Annotated in this window: 30 protein-coding genes; all 30 read left to right on the forward strand. The window is 37.9% G+C overall.

The features are described from left to right. Positions 1-23: 23 nt before the first annotated feature. The 30 genes from NE363_RS06970 (at position 24) to NE363_RS07115 (ending at position 20,479) form a co-directional block, all read left to right on the forward strand. Positions 24-242, forward strand: a complete 219-nt coding sequence (locus NE363_RS06970; protein ID WP_445536112.1) for a hypothetical protein — start codon at positions 24-26, stop codon at positions 240-242. Between the two features lie 258 nt (positions 243-500). Further along, positions 501-1,484: a hypothetical protein gene (locus NE363_RS06975; protein ID WP_445536113.1), complete on the forward strand. Its 984-nt coding sequence runs from the start codon at positions 501-503 to the stop codon at positions 1,482-1,484. A 501-nt stretch (positions 1,485-1,985) separates the two neighbouring features. After that, the gene (locus tag NE363_RS06980) at positions 1,986-2,300 is read left to right on the forward strand and encodes a hypothetical protein (RefSeq protein WP_445536114.1); all 315 of its coding nucleotides are present in this window, start codon (positions 1,986-1,988) and stop codon (positions 2,298-2,300) included. A gap of 44 nt (positions 2,301-2,344) precedes the next feature. Beyond that, a complete protein-coding gene (locus NE363_RS06985; protein ID WP_445536115.1) occupies positions 2,345-2,536 on the forward strand; it encodes a hypothetical protein in 192 nt (63 codons plus the stop codon). An 11-nt stretch (positions 2,537-2,547) separates the two neighbouring features. Then, positions 2,548-3,015, forward strand: coding sequence for a hypothetical protein (locus NE363_RS06990; RefSeq protein ID WP_445536116.1), 468 nt, complete (start codon positions 2,548-2,550; stop codon positions 3,013-3,015). Continuing rightward, positions 2,984-3,625 (forward strand): putative metallopeptidase, encoded by a 642-nt coding sequence (locus NE363_RS06995; protein ID WP_445536117.1) that lies wholly within the window; start codon positions 2,984-2,986, stop codon positions 3,623-3,625. The genes NE363_RS06990 and NE363_RS06995 overlap by 32 nt, the downstream gene beginning before the upstream one ends. A gap of 58 nt (positions 3,626-3,683) precedes the next feature. Beyond that, positions 3,684-4,154, forward strand: coding sequence for a DUF2280 domain-containing protein (locus NE363_RS07000; protein WP_002132557.1), 471 nt, complete (start codon positions 3,684-3,686; stop codon positions 4,152-4,154). Continuing rightward, positions 4,144-5,571, forward strand: coding sequence for a phage terminase large subunit (gene terL / locus NE363_RS07005; protein ID WP_445536118.1), 1,428 nt, complete (start codon positions 4,144-4,146; stop codon positions 5,569-5,571). Before NE363_RS07000 ends, terL begins: the two co-directional genes overlap by 11 nt. Continuing rightward, on the forward strand, positions 5,568-7,010 hold the full coding sequence (locus tag NE363_RS07010) for a DUF4055 domain-containing protein (protein ID WP_445536119.1): 1,443 nt from the start codon (positions 5,568-5,570) through the stop codon (positions 7,008-7,010). Before terL ends, NE363_RS07010 begins: the two co-directional genes overlap by 4 nt. Before the next feature lie 9 nt (positions 7,011-7,019). Beyond that, positions 7,020-8,123 carry a minor capsid protein gene (locus NE363_RS07015; protein ID WP_445536120.1) on the forward strand — a complete coding sequence of 368 codons (1,104 nt, stop codon included), beginning with the start codon at positions 7,020-7,022 and terminating at the stop codon, positions 8,121-8,123. Between the two features lie 297 nt (positions 8,124-8,420). Continuing rightward, positions 8,421-8,972 (forward strand): hypothetical protein, encoded by a 552-nt coding sequence (locus tag NE363_RS07020; protein ID WP_445536361.1) that lies wholly within the window; start codon positions 8,421-8,423, stop codon positions 8,970-8,972. 114 nt (positions 8,973-9,086) lie between these two features. Further along, positions 9,087-9,854, forward strand: coding sequence for a DUF6651 domain-containing protein (locus NE363_RS07025; RefSeq protein WP_445536121.1), 768 nt, complete (start codon positions 9,087-9,089; stop codon positions 9,852-9,854). 27 nt (positions 9,855-9,881) lie between these two features. Next, complete coding sequence (locus NE363_RS07030) at positions 9,882-10,829, forward strand: major capsid protein (protein ID WP_445536122.1); 948 nt, start codon at positions 9,882-9,884, stop codon at positions 10,827-10,829. A 68-nt stretch (positions 10,830-10,897) separates the two neighbouring features. Continuing rightward, on the forward strand, positions 10,898-11,563 hold the full coding sequence (locus NE363_RS07035) for a stress-responsive nuclear envelope protein (RefSeq protein WP_445536123.1): 666 nt from the start codon (positions 10,898-10,900) through the stop codon (positions 11,561-11,563). A 4-nt stretch (positions 11,564-11,567) separates the two neighbouring features. Beyond that, positions 11,568-11,957: a hypothetical protein gene (locus NE363_RS07040; RefSeq protein ID WP_445536124.1), complete on the forward strand. Its 390-nt coding sequence runs from the start codon at positions 11,568-11,570 to the stop codon at positions 11,955-11,957. 3 nt (positions 11,958-11,960) lie between these two features. Next, on the forward strand, positions 11,961-12,329 hold the full coding sequence (locus tag NE363_RS07045) for a glutamate 5-kinase (protein ID WP_348911275.1): 369 nt from the start codon (positions 11,961-11,963) through the stop codon (positions 12,327-12,329). Beyond that, positions 12,329-12,499 carry a hypothetical protein gene (locus tag NE363_RS07050; RefSeq protein WP_348911274.1) on the forward strand — a complete coding sequence of 57 codons (171 nt, stop codon included), beginning with the start codon at positions 12,329-12,331 and terminating at the stop codon, positions 12,497-12,499. The genes NE363_RS07045 and NE363_RS07050 overlap by 1 nt, the downstream gene beginning before the upstream one ends. Before the next feature lie 11 nt (positions 12,500-12,510). Beyond that, complete coding sequence (locus NE363_RS07055) at positions 12,511-12,918, forward strand: hypothetical protein (protein WP_445536125.1); 408 nt, start codon at positions 12,511-12,513, stop codon at positions 12,916-12,918. Next, on the forward strand, positions 12,890-13,258 hold the full coding sequence (locus NE363_RS07060) for an HK97 gp10 family phage protein (protein ID WP_238615497.1): 369 nt from the start codon (positions 12,890-12,892) through the stop codon (positions 13,256-13,258). The genes NE363_RS07055 and NE363_RS07060 overlap by 29 nt, the downstream gene beginning before the upstream one ends. Position 13,259: 1 nt before the next feature. After that, entirely contained in the window at positions 13,260-13,658 is a 399-nt protein-coding gene (locus tag NE363_RS07065) for a hypothetical protein (protein WP_445536126.1), read from the forward strand. A 69-nt stretch (positions 13,659-13,727) separates the two neighbouring features. Further along, on the forward strand, positions 13,728-14,081 hold the full coding sequence (locus NE363_RS07070) for a hypothetical protein (RefSeq protein WP_445536127.1): 354 nt from the start codon (positions 13,728-13,730) through the stop codon (positions 14,079-14,081). Next, positions 14,081-15,226: a phage tail fiber protein gene (locus NE363_RS07075; protein ID WP_445536128.1), complete on the forward strand. Its 1,146-nt coding sequence runs from the start codon at positions 14,081-14,083 to the stop codon at positions 15,224-15,226. Before NE363_RS07070 ends, NE363_RS07075 begins: the two co-directional genes overlap by 1 nt. Positions 15,227-15,322: 96 nt before the next feature. Then, positions 15,323-16,240, forward strand: a complete 918-nt coding sequence (locus tag NE363_RS07080; protein WP_312824990.1) for a phage tail tube protein — start codon at positions 15,323-15,325, stop codon at positions 16,238-16,240. 66 nt (positions 16,241-16,306) lie between these two features. Continuing rightward, the gene (locus NE363_RS07085; RefSeq protein WP_347913206.1) at positions 16,307-16,816 is read left to right on the forward strand and encodes a hypothetical protein; all 510 of its coding nucleotides are present in this window, start codon (positions 16,307-16,309) and stop codon (positions 16,814-16,816) included. Between the two features lie 442 nt (positions 16,817-17,258). Continuing rightward, a complete protein-coding gene (locus NE363_RS07090) occupies positions 17,259-18,389 on the forward strand; it encodes an XRE family transcriptional regulator (RefSeq protein WP_347913205.1) in 1,131 nt (376 codons plus the stop codon). Between the two features lie 3 nt (positions 18,390-18,392). Beyond that, complete coding sequence (locus tag NE363_RS07095) at positions 18,393-18,926, forward strand: DUF4411 family protein (RefSeq protein WP_347913204.1); 534 nt, start codon at positions 18,393-18,395, stop codon at positions 18,924-18,926. 64 nt (positions 18,927-18,990) lie between these two features. Then, the gene (locus NE363_RS07100; protein WP_445536129.1) at positions 18,991-19,329 is read left to right on the forward strand and encodes a hypothetical protein; all 339 of its coding nucleotides are present in this window, start codon (positions 18,991-18,993) and stop codon (positions 19,327-19,329) included. Between the two features lie 88 nt (positions 19,330-19,417). Then, the gene (locus NE363_RS07105) at positions 19,418-19,861 is read left to right on the forward strand and encodes a surface-adhesin E family protein (RefSeq protein ID WP_445536130.1); all 444 of its coding nucleotides are present in this window, start codon (positions 19,418-19,420) and stop codon (positions 19,859-19,861) included. A 109-nt stretch (positions 19,862-19,970) separates the two neighbouring features. Beyond that, complete coding sequence (locus tag NE363_RS07110) at positions 19,971-20,147, forward strand: YdcA family protein (protein ID WP_445536131.1); 177 nt, start codon at positions 19,971-19,973, stop codon at positions 20,145-20,147. Between the two features lie 8 nt (positions 20,148-20,155). After that, positions 20,156-20,479, forward strand: a complete 324-nt coding sequence (locus NE363_RS07115; RefSeq protein ID WP_445536132.1) for a DUF4236 domain-containing protein — start codon at positions 20,156-20,158, stop codon at positions 20,477-20,479. The last annotated feature ends 23 nt before the right edge of the window (positions 20,480-20,502 follow it).

Genomic DNA, 20,502 nt, shown 5'->3' on the forward strand with positions numbered 1-20,502 from the left:
CTAATTAAAAACTGGTTAGTAAAATGAATATATGTGTTGGTGGTGAACTGGATGGGCAAAAGATAGAGAAAGATGGCAGATTACTTAAGGCTTCTGATTTAGATCCTTCTTTTAAAACCGAATACTACAAACAGATTTTCAACCGCGACAATGTTGTTTATCAATTTTGGTTGCCTGTAGGTTCCGATCTACATGAAATGTCTAAATTAGTATTAGATATCTTAAGAACACCTAAAAATTAAGTTTAATATATATTGAAAATACATATTTTAATTTGTATTATCAGTATCAAATACTGCGCTGAAAGTTTTTTTTATGACCCGTTTCTTTTTTAGAAGCGGGTTTTTTAATTTTTAAAGATTACTCGCTTCGGATGGTTTGTTTGTCACTTTGACTGACGGATTGTGGGAATAACTTATTTATGTTCAGCTTAAAGAGGATATTCTTTTTATAAATAAAGTGTTTAAAAAAAATACAAAATATGTTTTAGAAAGATTAAAATGAAAGATGTAAAACAACAAAAGGAAATAATTATGTTTATTTATGGGAATTCTAATAAAGAACTAGATATGAATCTAGAACCAACTACTACTGCAATTTTAATTGGCTTAGCAATTAAAGCTTTGGAGGGTTTTGCAGAAGAATTTGGTAAAGGATTAGGTAAAACTCTAGGAGAGGGTATTGGTAAAGCAATACTTGGATTTCTGGGGCTAAATGGAGATTACGATATTAGTAAGGCAGAATTGGAAGCTCTATTACGTCAGTATTCAGATTATATTATTAATGAGATCAGTTTGAAGATTGATAAAAGTAGGTTAGATATTGAAAATGCAAATTTACAAACTTATTCAACAACATTAATTGAGTATATTAATGCAAAAGAGGGGAATGACTTTAAACTATATCAACTGGAAAGTGATGTTTTGAAGTGTTTCAACCAATTGTTACAGCTTTCAAGCACTAGTTTAAGGGGTACAGTTATTTATTCATTAATGACATGTAGTTTGCTAAGAGTTAGTATTTATTCAGAAAAAATAAGTCTTTTTAAAGATATAGATATCGATCCTAAAAGTGAATTAGAAAATTTTAGAATTGCACTAGTACAAATCAACTCGATTCTCAATTCAAAAGTAATGCAAATTCAAGAAGATTTCGATAAACAAGTTATAGGACCTAATGAAACAACAACACAAATTACCTGTGAGGAAGATGTACTTGTAGATCCTGACACTGGAAGAACGGTAAAAGAATATTATTCAAGGACTGTAAAGGCAATTGAATCAATTGTTGATGGTCAAAGATATATTGGAGAAACTGAATGGTGCAACTCAAGTAGTGATGAGGGGCAGAAGGTTATTGATTTTACAGTTAACACAAGAGAAAAGTATAAAAAAACATTTGAAACCCAAATCGCAAATCCATTTGCGCAGTTTAATACGAGTATTACTAAATTAATTACAAATATTGAAGCTATAAATTTGTAGAAGTTATATGTGAGCTGAAGCTTGCTCTTTTAACTAATATTTGTTTTTTAGCTTAATTTTTCGATTGTTAATATATTTGTTTTAAAATATGAATTATTTAAGGCCTCTATAATAGTTACTGTTGGGGCTTTTTTAATGGGTTGATTTTATGAAAAATTTATTATGTTTTCATGTTTCTATGTTTCCTGTGTAGATTTTTAATTTACTGAAAAATATAGGGATTGTTTCTTTATGCAAAAAGATTTAGATCCTAAAGTGAAAGCTAGAGTAGATAGTTATTTTAGCTAATTTATTAATTTGCCGAATGTACTTTGACGCAAATGGCCCCGCTAAATATCGATTATTGGCGGGGCTTTTTATTTTATTAAACTGATGATTTAGTTCTCGATAGTAAATAATTTACTATTGAGAACTAAGTATTTGAAATTTATTAATATATTTGATTTTACTGTTGCGGTTTGATAAGGTGGTTAAATATTAAACTTGCTAATTGGTGAATATATGAAACAAGCCTTCGAGAATGTGAAGTTAAATAGACCTGCTCTTGGGGATAAAGAGAAAAATATGGTCATGGATTTAGCTGATAGTATCCTTGGACATGTAATACCTCACTTTAATAATACTGAAAATACTGAAACTTCTGATGTATTTCTACTCAATGAGCATCCAATTTTGAAATTTTGCGCAATACTTGAAGCTCAAAGAGTAATATTTAGATCAGGTTTAAATATGGAAGTCTGGATTGATGAAGCAACTCAGATACCAACTTTGAATTATAGAGTAATAAGAAATTTGATCTCAGATAGAATTATTTAGTAGATGCCCTGTCTTTGGTAGGGCTTTTTCTTTTTGGAATAAGTATGATTGATTTTCAAAAAAATACTTATGAAATTGGACAGCTCCAAAGAGAGCTAAATCACACAGGTAGTTGCACCACTCAAGGCTTAACCAAAGAAGAGATCGCTCACTTAGATGAGCGATTTTTTTTGGCCATTGAAAAACTAAATAAATTAATTGCAAAGCTCAACAATAAGCCAGAGGTCTTCTTTTAAGGGGCTCATTTATGGACGATAAAGAGTATTTTTGGCTAACACGGAAAAAAGAACCTAAAAGCAAACCTAAAAGCAGACCGCTTCCTAAAGCAACGCAAAAGTACTTAGAAGCAGAAGAGGAACTTACTGAAGTTTTAGATAATCTGGAAATCAAATACGAAAAGAAATTCCAGTTTAAGTCTACAAAGCATTGGCGGTTTGATTTTCATTTAATTGAACATCGTATTTTAGTTGAAATTGCTGGTGGCCCTTGGTCTGGCGGTCGTAAGGGGAAGCTTAAAAATAAAGCTTGGAGTCTTGATCGTTACGATGTGGCTGAAGAGATGGGTTATACCGTGGTCCGCATTGAGACAGCAGCAAGGCACAGGATAGATGAGACTGGACCGCTACAAATGCGAAAAGATTACGCAAGCCAATGGCTTAAGAATTTGAAGAGGCAAATATTCAATGGATCAGATCAGACCATTCCCACCAACTGACTTTATTGATCAGGCTGAAGAAGAGGAAGCTATCCGTATAATTCCAGCACCAGACCTAAAGAAATGGGTTATTGCTAATTACTTAAAGATTGGTGGACCACTTCATAACCCGGATCATGACCATATTGCTGAGTTGCTTCATGATAATGAAGAGTTCTTAGTATTTGCTTGGGCTTCTTCCGCATATAAAAGCAAGCAGGCTATGGTTTTAGGCCAATGTGAAAAAGTAATGTTCAATGTTGGTGGCTGGCGTAAAGCTAGACAAGAGCAACAGATGCGCGATTGGTTTGGTGCGGTACCAACTTACTTAATAACGGTCGATGCTTCTTTTTGTGAGCGTGCTAATGATACTGAGTTCTGTTATTTGCTTGAACATGAGCTGTATCACATTGGCGTTATGAAAGATGAAGATGGTGAGATCCTTTATAGCGACAATACGGGCTTACCTAAGCACTATCTTGCTGGTCACGATGTTGAAGAGTTTATTGGCGTAGTTAAACGTTATGGACCAAGCAAAAATGTGAAGCGGCTTATTGAAGTTGCAAAGAACCCGCCGTTTGTTTCGGATCTAGAAATTTCAAGATGCTGCGGAAACTGCGTAATCAACTGAGCCTTAAGGCTCTTTTTTTTGACCTGCTTGCTGTACGTAGCTGTACGAAGGGGAATTTATGGCAGCACTAAAAGAGCCTGTGAAAATATTTATTGTTCAAGCTCTTGCATGCCGTGATACCCCTCAAGAAGTGGTTGAACAGGTCAAGCAAGAGTTTGGAGTTGATATTAGTCGTAGCCAATGCGAATGCTATGACCCAACGAAATATTCGGGCAGAAACTTGAGCAAGAAATTTGTTGAGCTTTTTGAATCGACCAGAGAGAAATTTGATGAAGGCTTAATTGATATTCCAATTGCTAATAAGTACTACCGTCTAAAGCAATATCAAAGACAGCTTGATAGAACTAGAAACGTTAAAACAGCGCTAAAAATTCTTGAACAAGCTGCAAAAGATATTGGAGGTCAGTTTACTAACCGCCAAGAAATAACAGGCAAGGACGGCGGACCATTACAAACGGTTAATTCAGATGTGCCAGTTCCAATGGAAGAGTATTTAAAAGCGCGGAGAGAGGTCTTAGATGAGTACTGATGCGGCTCGGGATAAAGCCATCAGGATCGAGGCGCAAGAAGATTTATATTTCTTCACAAGGTACATGTTTAAGGAGCGCCGTGGTTATAAATGGATGCATAACTGGCACCACTTAGAAATCTGTGAAGCTTTGATGAAGGTTTATCGTGGTGAAACTAAGCGGTTAATTATTAACGTTCCACCTCGATATTCAAAAACTGAAATTGCCGTAATTAATTTTATGGCTTGGTGTTTTGGAAAGAATCCTGATTCAGAGTTTATTCATATCAGCTATTCGGCAATGCTTGCTGCAAATAACGCATTTCAGACTCGCAATATGGTTCAAGAGGAGGCATATAAAAAGGTATTTCCTCAACTTAAATTGCGTGATGATAGTAAAGCCAAGGATTTCTGGCGTACAGCTGCAGGTGGTGTCTGCTATGCGACTGGTACAGGAGGTACCATTACCGGTTTCGGTGCAGGCAAAATGCGTGAAGGCTTTGGTGGTTGCATCATCATTGATGACCCGCATAAGGCCGATGAAGCCAAATCAAAAACTATCCGAGAAGGTGTAATTGACTGGTTCCAAAATACACTCGAGTCTCGTACTAACTCACCGGAAACGCCAATTATTGTCATTATGCAGCGATTGCATGAAGATGATTTGGCGGGTTGGTTGTTAGGGAAGAGAGAAGACGGTTTACCTGCTGAGGGTGGTAACGGCGAGGTGTGGGATCATCTTTGCCTTTCAGCAATACAAGAAGATGGATCCGCGCTTTGGCCAGCAAAACATAATATTCAAAAGTTAAAGCAAATGGAGCAAGCCGCTCCATATGTATTTGCTGGTCAATACCGTCAAATGCCATCACCGCCAGCAGGCGGTTTTTTTAAGCCTGACAATATTGAAATTGTGGATGCTTTGCCTGCGGATGTAGTGAAGCAGGTGCGAGCGTGGGACTTTGGTGCAACTGAGAATGAAGGTGACTTTACAGCAGGTGTAAGGGAGGCTTTAGGCGCAGATGGCTATACATATATTGTTGATGTAACGAGAGGGCAGCTTGGTCCAGACAATGTTAATAAACGCTTAAAACAAGTCACAGAGTTAGATGGAATGGGCGTATCAGTAAGGATTCCTCAAGATCCTGGACAAGCTGGTAAATCACAAGCCAGTTCATTCGTAAAACTTCTTGCAGGATATGACGTCAAAGCTAAACCGGTTTCGGGAGACAAACTCACACGAGCACAGCCTTTTGCAGCTCAAGTTAACGTGGGTAACGTCAGAATGCTGAGGGGGGATTGGAATAAAGACTTTATTGAAGAGCTTCGAAATTTTCCGAACGGAACGCATGACGACCAGGTTGATGCTGGTTCGGATGCATTTAATGAATTGAATGGAGGTTTTGAAGCCTTCTTTGCTGATATGGGATTTTCTCGATGAGTGACGTAACTTTTAAACATCCTGAGTATGTTAAAAACTTGCCATACTGGCAGAAGCTAGATGATGTTTGTGAGGGTGAGGATGCAGTTAAGGCTAAAGGTGAAAAATATTTACCTAAGCCTAATGCACATGACAAAACGCCAGCAAATAAGAGTGCTTACTTAGCTTATTTGATACGTGCTGTGTTTTATGAAGTTACAGGTACAACATCAAACAGTTTAGTGGGTGCTGCATTTGCTACAGATCCAAGCTTTAAGTTTCCATCCCAGCTAGCTCATTTAGAGCGTAATGCTAACGGCGCAGGCTTAAGTGCTTATCAATTGGCTCAAACTGGTATTCGACACTTATTAAAGCATTACAGATGCGCCCTGTATGTTGACTACCCAACAGTTACACCGGCACGAAATCTTGCAGAGTTTAAACAGCAAAAAGCCTATCCGATGATTCACTTATTGAATGCCATTGATGTGATCAATTGGGATTCAATGATGATCGATAACCAGAAAAAGCTTTGCTTGGTGGTCATCCGTGAATTTACTTCAGAACGAGGTGCTGATGGCTTTAGCAAATCTGAGGTAGAGCAGTACCGAGTGCTTCGTTTAGAACCTGATGGTGAAGGAAATTACATTTATACAGTTCAGGTTTACACAAAAGGCGATAAGGGTACATGGAAGGGCGAAGATAAGAAGTATCCAACTGATAATAATGGGGATTTCTGGTCTTATATTCCATTCACTTTTGTGGGAGCTATAGATAACTCCGAAGAGATTAAGAAGCCTCCATTGCTCCCATTAGCTAATCTTAATTTGGCTCATTACCGAGATAGTGCGGACTTTCAAGAGTCCGTTTTTTATATGGGCCAACCACAGTTTTTTGCTAAGGGTGTCAATTGGGCTTGGTACGACGAGGCCAAAAAGCGTGGCATTTATATCGGTGCAAAAGTTCTATTACCTTTACCTGAAAACGGTGATTTGGGGATTGTACAAGCAGATCCAAATACTTTAGCTAGAGAGGCTATGAAGGATAAATGGGAACAGATGAAAGAGATGGGTGCGCGATTAATTGAAAAGGGTTCAGCAGGGAAAAAGACTGCTACTGAATCAAATAGTGATGACGCCGTGCAGCATTCCGTTCTTTCACTTTGTGTTGTGAATATGAATGAAGCTTTTTCAATGGCTTTAAGATGGGCAGCTAAGTTTGTAACGCCTAATGTTGATGTTTTGACTAAAGATGAACTGATGTTCGAAATCAGTCAGGAATTCAATAAACAAGGATATCAATCTGAACTAGCTCGTCAATTGTATGAGGCAGCTTTACAAGGCCGTTCTTCATTTAAATCTTGGTGGGAATATAACCAGACTGGAATGTTCCCAAAACAAAAATATGAAGAAGAGCTGGTCAATGTCGAAGGTGAAAAAGACGGGACCGTGAATCTATAGGTGGGTGATATGGCTAAAGATAATAAAAATCTTTTGGAGGTACTCACTCAACATCAGGCTTATCTTTATCGTGCTTCTTCGCAATCAGTAAATGAATTATTGGGTTTATTCAATGATGATACGAACGTAATGCTTTCAAAGCTTCGTGATTTATTGGATGAACTTAGTGATTCAGAAAAGATAGCTTTAGCTGGAGGGAAATACACAACTTCAAACCTTAAGGAAATAAGAGATTTAATTTCCCAATGGTTTAGTAGTGTTAATACAAGCTTACCTGAAGCATTCGCCATTTCAGCTACAGCGATGGCCGTATATGAAGCTAACTACATAGCAAAGTTATACGGCGCAAAGATTAGTAAGCCTGATGGTGAAAAACTGTTTTCAGCAGCAAAAAAAGTTCCTTTGGCTGGTGGTGCTTTAGTTGATGATCTTTTATCAAGAATTGCAGAAAGTGCTCGCCAGAAAGTTGAATACGCGATTCGTGATGGAATCAGCACAGGTAAAACAAATCAAGAAATTATTCAGCGTATTCGCGGTACCAAACGCCTTAATTTCGAAGATGGTCTTTTAAACAGCACTAAATCTGATATTGACCGGACTGTTCGAACTATACGAAGCCATGTGGCTAATCAAGCCTATCTAGACAGCTATAAGAAAATTGGCTTTGAATATGTTCGATTTGTTAGTGTCTTGGATGGCAGGACCTCAAAGCTATGTGCGTCATTGGATGGAACAATATGGGAAATTAACGACCCATCTAAACGTGTACCGCCGTTACATCCACATTGCCGAAGCATTTTGGTACCAGTTGATAAAGATGGTCGCCTTGCTGGAGAGCGTCCGTTTGTCATGGACGAACAACCAGTGAAAGACATCCCCAAAGATGAGCGCAGTCAGTTAATCGGGCAACTAGACGCAAACACCACATTTAAAGAGTTCTTCGGCAAGACTGACGATTTCTTTCAAAAAGAATGGTTGGGGCCAAAGCGCTTTAAGCTCTATAAAGATGGGAAATTTGATTTTGAAAAGTTCTTTGACCCTGAAGGGCGGCTTTACACATTGGACCAACTTCGTAAGTTGGATGAACAGGCATTTAAGGAGTTAGGACTGTGAAAGTACTGAAGCGTGGTGAATTGCCAGCGGATAAAATTCACAACATTACCTGCAATCATTGCAAGGCTGAACTTGAGTTTTACGAAAAAGAAGCACGCATAGTGAATGATAGGAATGAAATCTGCTTAGTTGTGACCTGTCCAGTATGTAAACAAGAACTGTGGAAAGCAAAGTAATCAATATATTTTAACCATAGCACCTTAGGGTGCTTTTTTTGTGAGTTCAAAAATGTCTAAGAAGCTATTAGCTTTATCAATGGTTGCCTATATCGGTACTAAATCAGTTTTAGCAGCGCCTATGTCACGTGGTGAATACAATGAATACCAAGGGTGGCAAATCCCTGAAAATGAAGACCCGGATGATCCTGGTTATTTAATCGAATATAAAGATGGTGGCAAGGCTAATCATCCAGATCATGAAGGTTATATTTCTTGGTCGCCAAAAGATGTTTTTGAACATTCATATCAACTAGATGGTTTTCAAAATTGTGTAATGGGCCATGAAATCCACAAAGATGATAATGGTGTAACAGTTACCCATAATGAAACAGTGAAAACCCGAGATGGTGAACAGCCTCTTGAACTAGGTCACTTCTATGATGTCATAGCTGGAGATTCACTTACTCCAATTCAATTTCAACTTGGTCCAGTTAAGGAAGTTGGAGTTAATGGTATAACGAATGAAGCGTTACTTGCGATTGTTTTACATCGTTTACGTATTCTAAATGAAAAGTTTCCTTGCCGTGAAAATTCGCTCGCTATTACGAATATTGAACAAGGTCAAATGTGGCTTGAGCAACGTACTCGAAATCGACAAAAACGCGGTGTAGAAGGCTACAACATTGCATAAATAACTCATTGAAATAAAGCGTCCTAAAGGGCGCTTTTTTATTGCCTGCCGAAAGTGGATGCAGACGGCGAATCCGGGTGGATGCCCATTTTGAAAATATAGGTTGGATGACCCATGAAACTTAAAACAGTAACAATCGACGGTAAAGTTTATGCGGAAGTAGAAGGTGATAAACCTATCTATGTCCATGATGACGGCAAAGAAATGCCCCACGATGCTGCACATTCCGTGGCGACAATTGCTCGCTTAAATGGGGAAGCTAAAACACATCGTGAAGCGAAAGAAGCAGCAGAAAAAGCATTAAAGGCTTTTGAGGGGATTGATGATCCTGTAGCAGCTAAAAAAGCAATTCAGACAATACAAAATCTTGATGATAAAAAGCTGGTGGATGCTGGTGAAGTTGAGAAAGTCAAAGCTGAAGCTATTAAAGCTGTTGAAGACAAATATGCTCCAATCGTTCAACAACGTGATGCTCTAGAAGCTCAATTGCATGGTGAGCTTATTGGCGGTGGTTTTGCTCGTTCTAAGTACATTCAAGACAACATTGCAGTTCCAGTTGATATGGTTCAAGCAACCTTTGGCCAGCACTTCAAAATCGAAGAAGGCAAAGTGGTTGCCTACGACCAAAAAGGCGAAAAGATTTATTCCCGTGTCCGCCCTGGTGAACTTGCAAATGTTGATGAAGCTTTAGAGTCCTTGGTTGGTGGATACCAACATAAAGACTTAATCCTTAAAGGTGGTAAAGGAAATGGCGGTGGTTTCCAAAGCGGGGGCAAAGGTGGAGCACCTGTAGGTATGAAGCGTAGTGAGATGTCAGTATCTCAAAGAGCTGATTACATCAAAGAACATGGTCAAGAATCCTTCCTAAAACTACCGAACTAATCATTAAATATTTGGAGATAAGTCGTTATGACTACAACAGTTAATTCAGACATGATCATCTACAACCAATTGGCACAAACTGCTTATTTAGAGCGTTTGCAAGACAATTTGAATGTCTTTAACGAGGCATCAGCTGGAGCGATTCTTTATAAAAATGAAATCATTGAAGGTGATTTTAATAAAGAATCATTTTATCGTGTTGGTGGCAGCATTAAGCACCGTGATGTGAACTCAAACGCTAAAGTTAACCATGAAAAAATTGGTGCTGGAGAATCTGTAGGTGTAAAAGTTCCGTTTAAATATGGTCCTTATGCATCAACTGAAGAAGCTTTTAAGCGCCGTGCTCGCACACCTGAAGAGTTCGCAATGATTCTTGGTTATGATCTGGCAGATGCTTTGGTTGCAGGGCGTTTACAGTACAGCTTGGCTTCATTAAAAGCAGCGATTACAAGCAATCCTGATATGGTTGCAAAAGGAAGTATTGCAGTAGATGGTCGTAAAGCTTTAACCAAAGGAATGCGTAAATTTGGTGACAAGTTTGGGCGTATCGGTTTGTGGGTAATGAACTCAGATACCTATTTCGATATCGTAGATGATGCAATCACCAAGCAGATTTATGGTGAATCTGAAGTCGTTATTTATGGCGGTTTACCAGGTACTTTAGGTAAACCTGTACTTGTTACTGACGCTGTAGGCGATAACGATGCATTTGGCTTGCAGTATGGTGCTGTGACTGTAACTGAGTCACAAGTACCAGGCTTCCGAGCATACGACATCAATGATGAAGAAAACTTTGCTATTGGTATGCGTGCTGAAGGTACATTTAACCTAGACATTCTTGGTTATAGCTGGGATACAACAAAAGGTGAGAATCCAGATCTTACTTTACTTGGGTCAAGTGCTAACTGGAAGAAACATGCAACCAGCAACAAAATGACCGCTGGTACATTGTTAGATTTGTCTGGTACGCCTTAATACTTTAAACATCTAATTTTATTCGAGGGCTATTTTGCCCTCTTTTTTATTATAAAGAGAAAAGTGTCATGAAGTTAATCTATACACGTATTGCTGCAGTAGCAGCTTTAGAAGTTGGGACTATTGCGAATCCTGACTATTATGAAAATCCAAATCGTAGTGCTGAAGAAGTAATCATTTATGGTGACTATCCAAAAATCCAGAATGATTATGAAGCTTTGGATATTCCAGTTGAAGTTCGCAAACTGGAAGAGCCTGCAAAAACGACTTTGGCCACAGTAAATGTCGCAGTTGGAATTACCCCTGAGCTGCAAGAGGTAATTGATAATACAAAAGCTGAGTGTGAAAAGGTTGTTGAGGAAAACGGGCAACTTAAACAGAAAATCGAAATCTTGGAACAGGCAAATGGTGATAGTTCAGAACTAATTTCTGAAAACTCACGTTTAAAAGATGCTGTACTTCAAGCTGACAATGCTACTAAAGCGGCTGAAGGAAAGGTAGTAAGCATTCAAGCAGAATTTGATGCTTTCAAAAATGATATTGCCGCTATGCAAGCGCGTATTGGTGAATTGGAAGCTGGAAAAGCGGCACAAAACCAAGCAACAGAAACGTCGGCAAATGATTTTGAAAGTTGGTCAAATGATCAAATAAAAGAATATTTAGCTAGTAAAAACATTGGCTATAAACCATCTGCTTCAAAAGCAGAACTTCTTAAATTAATCCCGAAGGAATAATGCAATGAGCTTTATTACTGTAGATGACGCAAATTCAATTTTGGGCAGCGATTTTGCACCAGACAGTGATAAAGCTCGTCTGGTTCAACTTGCAAATGTTTGGATGAAAAAACGAATTGGATTTGTGCCGGATCCTATAGATTCACTTCTTATAGATGCTGCTTGTGAAATCATTAAAGGCATTCTGGCCAAAGTAATTTATAACGGCAAAGAGCAGCTGCTTAAACGAAAGAAAGTTAAAGCTGATTCAGTCGAATCTGAAAAAGAATTTCAAGAAGGTTCTGAGGCTATTTCTAGCTTTGAACAGATAGCAATTGATTATATTGATTCGCTTGATTTGAAAGATCCAAATGCAAGTATTAATGGCTTCGGCATTCCACTATACAGGGCATAAATAATGGGCTTAAGAGATGAGCTACAGGCGGAAATTGCTGAAGCATTTAATGAAGATTTGGCTGATGCCGTTCATACCTTTACGTGTGAACGGATATCAAAAACAAATTGGGATCCTAAGACTGAAACTCATGTTGAAGTTAAAGAAAACTATTCTGGCCGTGGTGTTCTGTTCGGCTCTTACAGTCAATATGAGATTCAGACGCTTGGAGTGCTGGCTACAGATAAGAAAGCCACCGTGCTGCAAAATGAAGTGAATATGGCCCCGAAAATTGATGATGAGTGGATTACAGACTTAGGCTCATTCCGGGTAATTCATATTAAACAGGATCCAGCTGCAACTATTTGGAAATGTCAGTTGAGGAAGGTGTAATGACTTGGACTGCACATGAGGTCTATGACAGCTTTCAGGTTGTACCTGATGATGATTTAAAACCTCATTCTTTTATTCACTGCGAATGCCATCCCGAATATGTGGATGGCATTTTTATTCATAACGCATTTGATGGCAGAGAGGCAACTGAAACGCCTTTGCTAAGTTGATAGGTTAGACCATGGTTAGCACAGATTACGTACCTTTATGGCATATCTCTCCCTTCCAACATGTTCAATATACATTAGCTCGAAATCAGCTTCACATGGATCTGTTATTCGAGGACATGAATAACGTTGATAAGTTCTTGTCTGCTGAAGGTGCAGCGGCTCAAGTTAGTTACTATTCTGATGGTGCATATGCAGTTGTTCAGTTGGGCGATACTTCAAAAAGAAATCTAATTGAAGTGTACGGATTGCTTTTGCATGAAGCTGTTCATGTTTGGCAGAAAGTTAAAAAGCTAATGGGAGAAAAAGAGCCCAGTTCAGAATTTGAAGCATATTCAATTCAAGCAATCGCTCAAGACCTTTTTAAAATGTATGAAGAAAGTGAGGTAAACGATGGGATGGAAGGGGAAAAAGCCAACTGAATTTAGTTTTGATGTGGCTAAAACGGCAGAGGAAAAGGTAAAGAAAATTACAATGGATGCTGTTCAGTCTTTGGTCGTTTCAAGTCCGGTTGATACTGGTGCTTATCGTGCTTCTCATATTGTTTCGATTGGATCTGGTGACTATGGTGTACGTGGACCTGAAACAAACGCCGTGCAAGATGCAGCGATTCAAGCTGTGAAATTTAAACTTGGTAGTTTGATCTATATTCAAAACAACCAGCCCTATGCTGAACGCTTAGAAAATGGTTGGTCTGATCAAGCACCACAAGGTATTTACAAGACCACGTTTACTTATATTTCTCAGAAGTACGGTGGTTAAGATGGCAATGACTTTAGAGCAGACAAGGCAAGCAATTATCGATCGTATGCAAAGCTTTACTGGTATTGCCCAGAATAGAATTCAGTATCCAAATGCACCAGGCTTTACAGTACCAAAGGAAGGCTTGTGGTGTCGTTTAAAGATAGCAGGTGGTCCGAGCTTTACTTCAGGTGTTGCCGATAAACCTTGTACTCGTCGTACAGGGAATATCATGATTCAATGCTTTGATCGACTCCATACTGGAGAAAAAGCACTAACAGTTCTAAGTGATGCTTTACTGGCGCATTTTGAGTATTTCTCAATTGATGATTTAGAGTGTTTGAAGGGCGAATCGATTGATGCGGGGAAAGATGCTGACTTCATTCAATACAACGTATCAATAAGCTACCTCATTAACTAAAACATATAACAATCCAACTTTTTCACTACCACCTCATCGGTGGTTTTTTTATGTCTATAGGAATCACTTATGAGCAATTTCGTTTTTAAGCGTGGTGACACATTCAACTTGAATTTGCAGCTCGTTGATACAGATGAAGCTTTGCAATATCCACCCGATGATGTACGCCGTGCTATCGATCTAACTGGCTATGCGTTTACATCGCAAATTAAATCGTTAGTCGATGGTACTACGGTAGCAACTTTGACTTGTGCACCTTTAAGCCAAAGCACACAGAAAGGTTGGCTTAATGTGAAATCTGGAGCTAGCACAGCCGCATGGCCTGTGGGTTTATGTCAGATTGATATTAAAGCGGTTGTGAGTGGTAATACACAACACACCGAAACTTTGACTTTCCAAGTGATTGATGGGGTAACAGCATAATGGCAAATCTTGTATTTAAATTTAATTGGGACCATCGACCGTTCCCATATAATGCATTACAGGGGAAGCGGCAATTTATGCTGCCGTTTGCATCCGGCATTCCTAATTTAAACCCTAACTTTTCACAAGTAATTGGTACAGCAGCTATCTCCCAAGGAGGTACAGGAGCAACAACTGCAGCAGATGCTCGAAACAATCTTGGAGCAGCTGAAAAAGGTACAAATACCGATATTACTGAAATGAAAGGTTTAGTTACACCACTTTCAGTTGCACAAGGTGGAACGGGCGGTAATACAGCAAGTGGTGCCAAAGCTGCGTTAGGTCTAGGTGATGCTGGTGTATTGGGATATTTAGCGAACATTATTGCTTCTCTTTATGACAAATCATTAGTTTCACAATGGGTAACTGCTCTTGGATCAGGCCGCTTAGTAAATATTTCGCATGGTGACTGGCAAGGCGGTAATGTCTCCAATCCTCTTTTGATGCCAATGCGTTACGGAACATTGATGGCCTATCACACCAATGACTCAAATGGTACGTATTCATGGCAACTCTTTAAGGGCATTTCAGGACACCAAATGTCATATCGATATGGTGCTGGTGCTGACGCATGGACTGCTTGGGGACATTTAAAGACAAGCTTTAACACTTCTGTCGATGCAAACGGATTTTTAAAATCAGCCTCGCCAGTAGTGAAGCTTTTTAGCGATCATATCGATCTAAATAGTGATGCAGAAAAGCAGCCTATTGAATTTAAGAAAGTTGATGTGGGTGAATATCTGCTTAAGGGCTCTTTAGGCTTTGCTCAGGAAGGTTGGTATATCGAAGTACCCAAAGACGCAAACGGCAACACAATTGTCGCGGTGGTGTATGACACATTAGAAAACGGCGATATTTCAATTAAAACTTATAAACGTAAGTTTGATTTTGAACTTGCTGCTGTAGTTGCAGATCTCGAAAATCCTGTTGAAATCCCTGAAGCACGCTGGATTGATATTCGATTGCATGAAGAACCCGAACCGGAGCCTGAAGAAGAACATTTATCAGAAATACCTTTTAATTTCCAACCTACCAATTTATCCGAAGCAGTTTCAGCTGCTATGGTCGGCGTAGCCCCGCCAGAACTCTCAGAAGAAACTAAGTAATGACCCGCTAATTAAGCGGGTTTTTTTACGCCCTCTATTTTTACCGACCCGCTCATGAAGCGGGTTTTTTTATGCCTAAATTTTGGAGAACAATAAATGAGTTCAGGCGCGAAAATTCGATTATATGCTTGTGAAGAAGCAGTATTAGGAACAACTCCAGCAAACCCAATTTGGTACACAGTACGCCGTGTAAGTGATGGTTTATCAGAAAACGTCTCAACTGAAGAAAGCAGTGAGGTTGTAGATTCCCGCTATCGACAAGGTGGGGTAGTAACTGAAGCTGAAGTTGCTGGTCAGTTAGAGTTTGAATTGTCACTTGGTACCTTTGATTTATTCTTAAGTGCTTTAGCTTTCAATAACTGGGCAACAAACAGCTTAACTATTGGCGGCACTGTCCGTAAGTCATTAACGCTTGTTAAAGTTTTTGAAGATGTTGGGCAGGTATTTATCTACCGTGGTGTCCAGGTAAATACTGGCGAAATTACTATTCAAACTACTGGTAAAATCACTGGTAACTTTGGGTTAGTAGGTAGCTCATTTACACGCCAAACTACAAGCCCTGTTGTGAATCCCGTTGCAGCTTCAACTCGACCATTGGTAAGCATGCCAAACGTTGAAAACTTGCTAGTTAATGGCCAGTCTATCCAAGGTAAAGCGTGTATGCAGTCACTTACGCTTTCGATCAATAACAACCTTGAAGCGGTGCGTTGTATTGGTTCAGGCAAATACACTCCAGAGTTTTACTTAGAAAAGATGATGGATATTGAAGCAAATGCTTCATTCATGTTCTCAACTACGGCAGCAGGCTGGATTGATGCAATCAAAACCCGTGATGTGTTCACTCTGACTTTCGATATTAAAGATAGTAAGGGAAGTAAATACTCATTCAATTTCCCGCAGCTAGAAGTTATGGAAGCCAATCACCCGGATGGTGGAGGTGATGACATCATCACTTTAGATATCAACTTTGCTCAAGTTCGTACAGCACCGACAATTGTGCGTGCTCTTTTGTAATTCAATTTAAATCAATAAAGCCCGTGGAATCCCATGGGCTTTTTTTTCAAATTATTCGAGGTAGATATGGCTTTAAAAGTCGGAATTGTACGAAGCTCAGAAGTATCAAAATGGTGTACCTTTGAAACTGCAGGTGGACAAGCAGAGTTTAAAATTCGTGGTATTGGCTATAAACCTTTTCAAGTGGCATTAGAAAAAGCAGGTAATCAAATTTCATCAAAAGGCTATGATGTAATGGCAAAAGATGAAAACGGTAAGCTTTACCATGAGCTCTTATTGGATGCAGCAGGGGCACATTTAATTGAAGACTGGAAGGGTGTTGTTTTCTCTGAAGTGGTTGAAGGTAAGACTGTTGAAACTGAGCAGCCATACACACCAGAGAATGCCTCTAAGCTACTAAACCTTGGTGATATTGGCCTTGTGATTTGGACATTTATCAAAGATCAAGCTCAAAAGATTCAAGAAAATGCTGATAAAGACAAGGCGACGATCTTGGGAAAGTCCTCGAACTCTACAAATACCAAAAAACCTACGCGTCGAAAACGCCGCACGAAATCGAACAAATCAAGTTCTTAGGTGGACTTGTTCCAGAGCCACCAAAATATTCTTATGCGGCTCAGTCCATTCTTTCAGCATTTAGCACTATTTGCAGATCTAGGAGATATGAGCAAGGTATACCGCTATCGTTAGATCAGCAGGCTATTAATGTCTATGCTGAGCATAATGATTTACCTGTTGATGCTCATATCTTTAATGATTGTATCTTTGCTTTGGATAACTTGTTTCTGGATGAATCGCATAAGAAGACTCAGATAGAAAGCGATAAAAGAAAGAAGGGATAACATAAGGGTGTGAGAAGGAGCACTTTCTAACTCACAATGAAAAGAAAACTTTTGTTAAAAGTGTATGAGCACACTAATATTTTAGATAAACTACTACTGCACATAAGTGTTAATTATGTGCAGTAAAATTGGATCAATTTTCTCTAGAAATGCGATGTAGGCTATCGGTAGTTAACATGAAAGTTCAATTAGTTAGACACTCAAATAAAGCGTTGAAACGCTATATGGTAGATATGAACATATCTGCTGATGAGTTAGCACGTCTAACAAAAATTGCCGAATCCAAGTTAACTAAAGCTTTAGAACTAGATGATGAATTAGTTTTTAAACTAAGCCAGTTAGAAAAAATTGCGAAGGCTCTTTATGTTCCTACAGTATATCTAACCACTGAGCAACATGTATTCAAAAGAGACACACCAGATTTAATTGAACATCGAAATAAATTAGATATTTCAGAAAATAAATACAAGTATCAGTCTTTAATTGAAGAGTTTTCGCTTGTAAGGCAAAACTATATTTCAATTAAGGAAGCATTGGATGAGGAAATACTAGATTTTGACTTGTCATTGTCTGGAAACATTGAGTATGCTGAACAAGATGCTGAAAAACTTGTTGAATATTTTGGCTTTCGAGAATTTAAGAAAAAAGTAAAAAATAATGATGATTATTACAATTCTTGGAGACAACTAGTTGAAGATAAGGATATTATTGTTTTAGATAGAGGCACTGAGAAATATGGTTCAGATGGGATGTGTATGTTTTATAAAACTCTCCCTATTATTACTATTTTTAGTTCTGGACAGTATGCTTCTAGAAAACTTTTTACTTTAATTCATGAGATTGTACATCTAGGTTTAGGTCAAAGTGTTTTTGATGGGAAGATGACTGAATCTCAAAAAGAAATTGAGCGATACTGTGATCGTGTTGCTGGATATGTACTTGCTCCTAAAGATATTATAGAAAAATATTTTACTGAGGATTTAACTCTGGATGAAATTATTCTATTAATAAGAAGGGATACAAAAGCTAGCAAAGCAGCAATTGCAATCCAATTAAAAACCCTGGGCTATATTGGAAATGATGAATTAAGCGATTATCTAGAATTCATCACACCAAAAAATGATGGTATTCCAAACAACAAAAAGGAAAATACCGTATTAAGGTATTTTGGTCATAACTACGTTGAAAAAGTATTAAGCGCAATGTGGCAAGAACAAATATCATCAAGTACAGCGAAATCGATCCTTGGTTTTAGAAATTCAACTAGCCGAGAGTCATTTAAACACCTTCAAGAGAAGGTGTTTTAATTGATGATAAGAATCTGTATAGACACTAATGCAATACTTGATTTATGTTACCGCTATTATCCAAGTGAAAAATTTCCATGGATTTGGGAAGGACTACAAGTTTGTAAGTCTTCTGGTTCGATTGGTTTTTTCATTTGTGCTTCTGTCGAGGATGAAGTTTTAGAACAAATTTCAAGATTTGGATACGATGAAGAAAAATATGATAACTTTAAGAATGCTTTTAGGCCTTTGATTGTAAATCCGGATACGCATGGACAGGCAACATCAGATTTCAAAAATGATCTTTTGACTTGCCCAATTGCAATAGCATCTCCTCATGTTTTAGAAGACAACTATGCTGATTTAGATATTGTAAGTCTAGGAAAGCATTTTAATGGTGAGGGTTATGTTTTAACCTCAGAACAAATTAATCCGAATATCGATTGGAACAAATCCAAAGCACATAAAGGAATCAAGGTTCCAAATCTCGCAGAACGATTCGGTGTTAGGTGTGGTTCCTGGATTAATCTAATTGATGAGTTGGATATATCCCATTAAGATTCCACCTTCGGGTGGTTTTTTAATATAATATCTTTCTATAACATTAAATATTCTTTTAATTATGAAATATATACTTCTAATTTTGCTTGTGGCTGTAATGGCGGGGTGTGAGAAAGATTCTGATGTCGGTTCAAAGATAGATTATAAAGCCAAGTTTGAAAAATCCGATGCTCTAATTAGTACTTATTTAGATAAATTGGATTCACCCTCGACACCACCTAAGGTTAAAGAAAAGATCCTTTGTGAGAGTTATCCAAATGAATACAAGCGAAATTACATGCCAGCCTTAATGGTATTGGCACCTAAAGATCATACTGAAGCAAAGCTTTTAAGTGATTTGAAAGCAGCGGCTGATTACTACAAAGAAAAGTTAGGTATTAAATGCTTTAACTCAGTTTAAAAGCTTGTGGACTGAAGTTTCTTTTAGCTATTTGTCGAATGTTTAGTAATCTACATTCTGTTATCCTTCCTTTCAAAGGAGAAACTTTATGAAAAAAATATTTTTATTATTAGGTTTACTTATTCCAATTAATTGTTTTGCAGCAAATTGGGTTTATGTAACTTCGTCTTCTAATGAAAGCTACTATGTTGATAAGGACTATTACCATTACGATGCTAAGAATAAGACTGTAGAAATATGGAGTAAGTCAGTAGGTAAAAAGAGTGATGGAAGTGGTTTTTATACTAGTTCCAAATCATTAGATAAATACTATTGCTCTATGAAGAAGTTTAAAAGTATTGCATTTGTCGAGTATGCACAATCTGGTAATGTAACAAAGTCAAGGGATACACCTTCTGCAAATCTTAATTTGATTTTCCCAGAAACAATTGCGGAAGGAATATGGAAGGTTGCATGTAATTCTAATGGGAAAGGTTTTAGGTTTTCTAAATACCAATCTGAAACTGGTGATGCTAGTTCAATCAGCTATTAATAAATTATTTAGAAATTTTCAAACCACCTTTTGGTGGTTTTTCTTTATGTGACATTTAGTAACCAGTTTGTTAAAGTTAGTTCACTTTATAACAAAAGGTTAAAAACTCATGAAGCAAATTATTATAAGTGTCTTACTAATTTTAGGTTCTATAAGTTTTGCTGAAGCGGGGCGAGGAAGACAACCTTGCTCAGGTAGTAAAGGAGGAATTAGCCACTGTGATGGTAGTAAATTTGTTTGTAAAGATGGCTCAATAAGCGCTTCTAAAAAGATTTGCACTAGATAGGTGACGATATGGGATTAAATTTTAGAAAAAGTATAAAAATTGCTCCGGGAGTCCGAGTAAATATAAGTAAAAAAGGAGTCTCAAGTGTTTCCGTTGGTAGAAAAGGGGCACGAGTAAATGTTAGTAAGAAGGGAACTCGAACAACAGTAGGGTTACCGGGTACTGGTTTATCTTATTCTAAATTTTCTAGTCATACTAAGAAAACAACTCACAGAAGAGAACCTGATTTTAATAATCCAGATAACGTATGGGGCTACCCTAAATCTGAATGGATTATTTGTGGAATTATATTATTTATAGCTTTAATGATTTTTATTTGGATCATTAGCTGATTTTTAAATATTGATATTAGATT

This window comes from Acinetobacter sp. G18, from assembly GCF_052660225.1.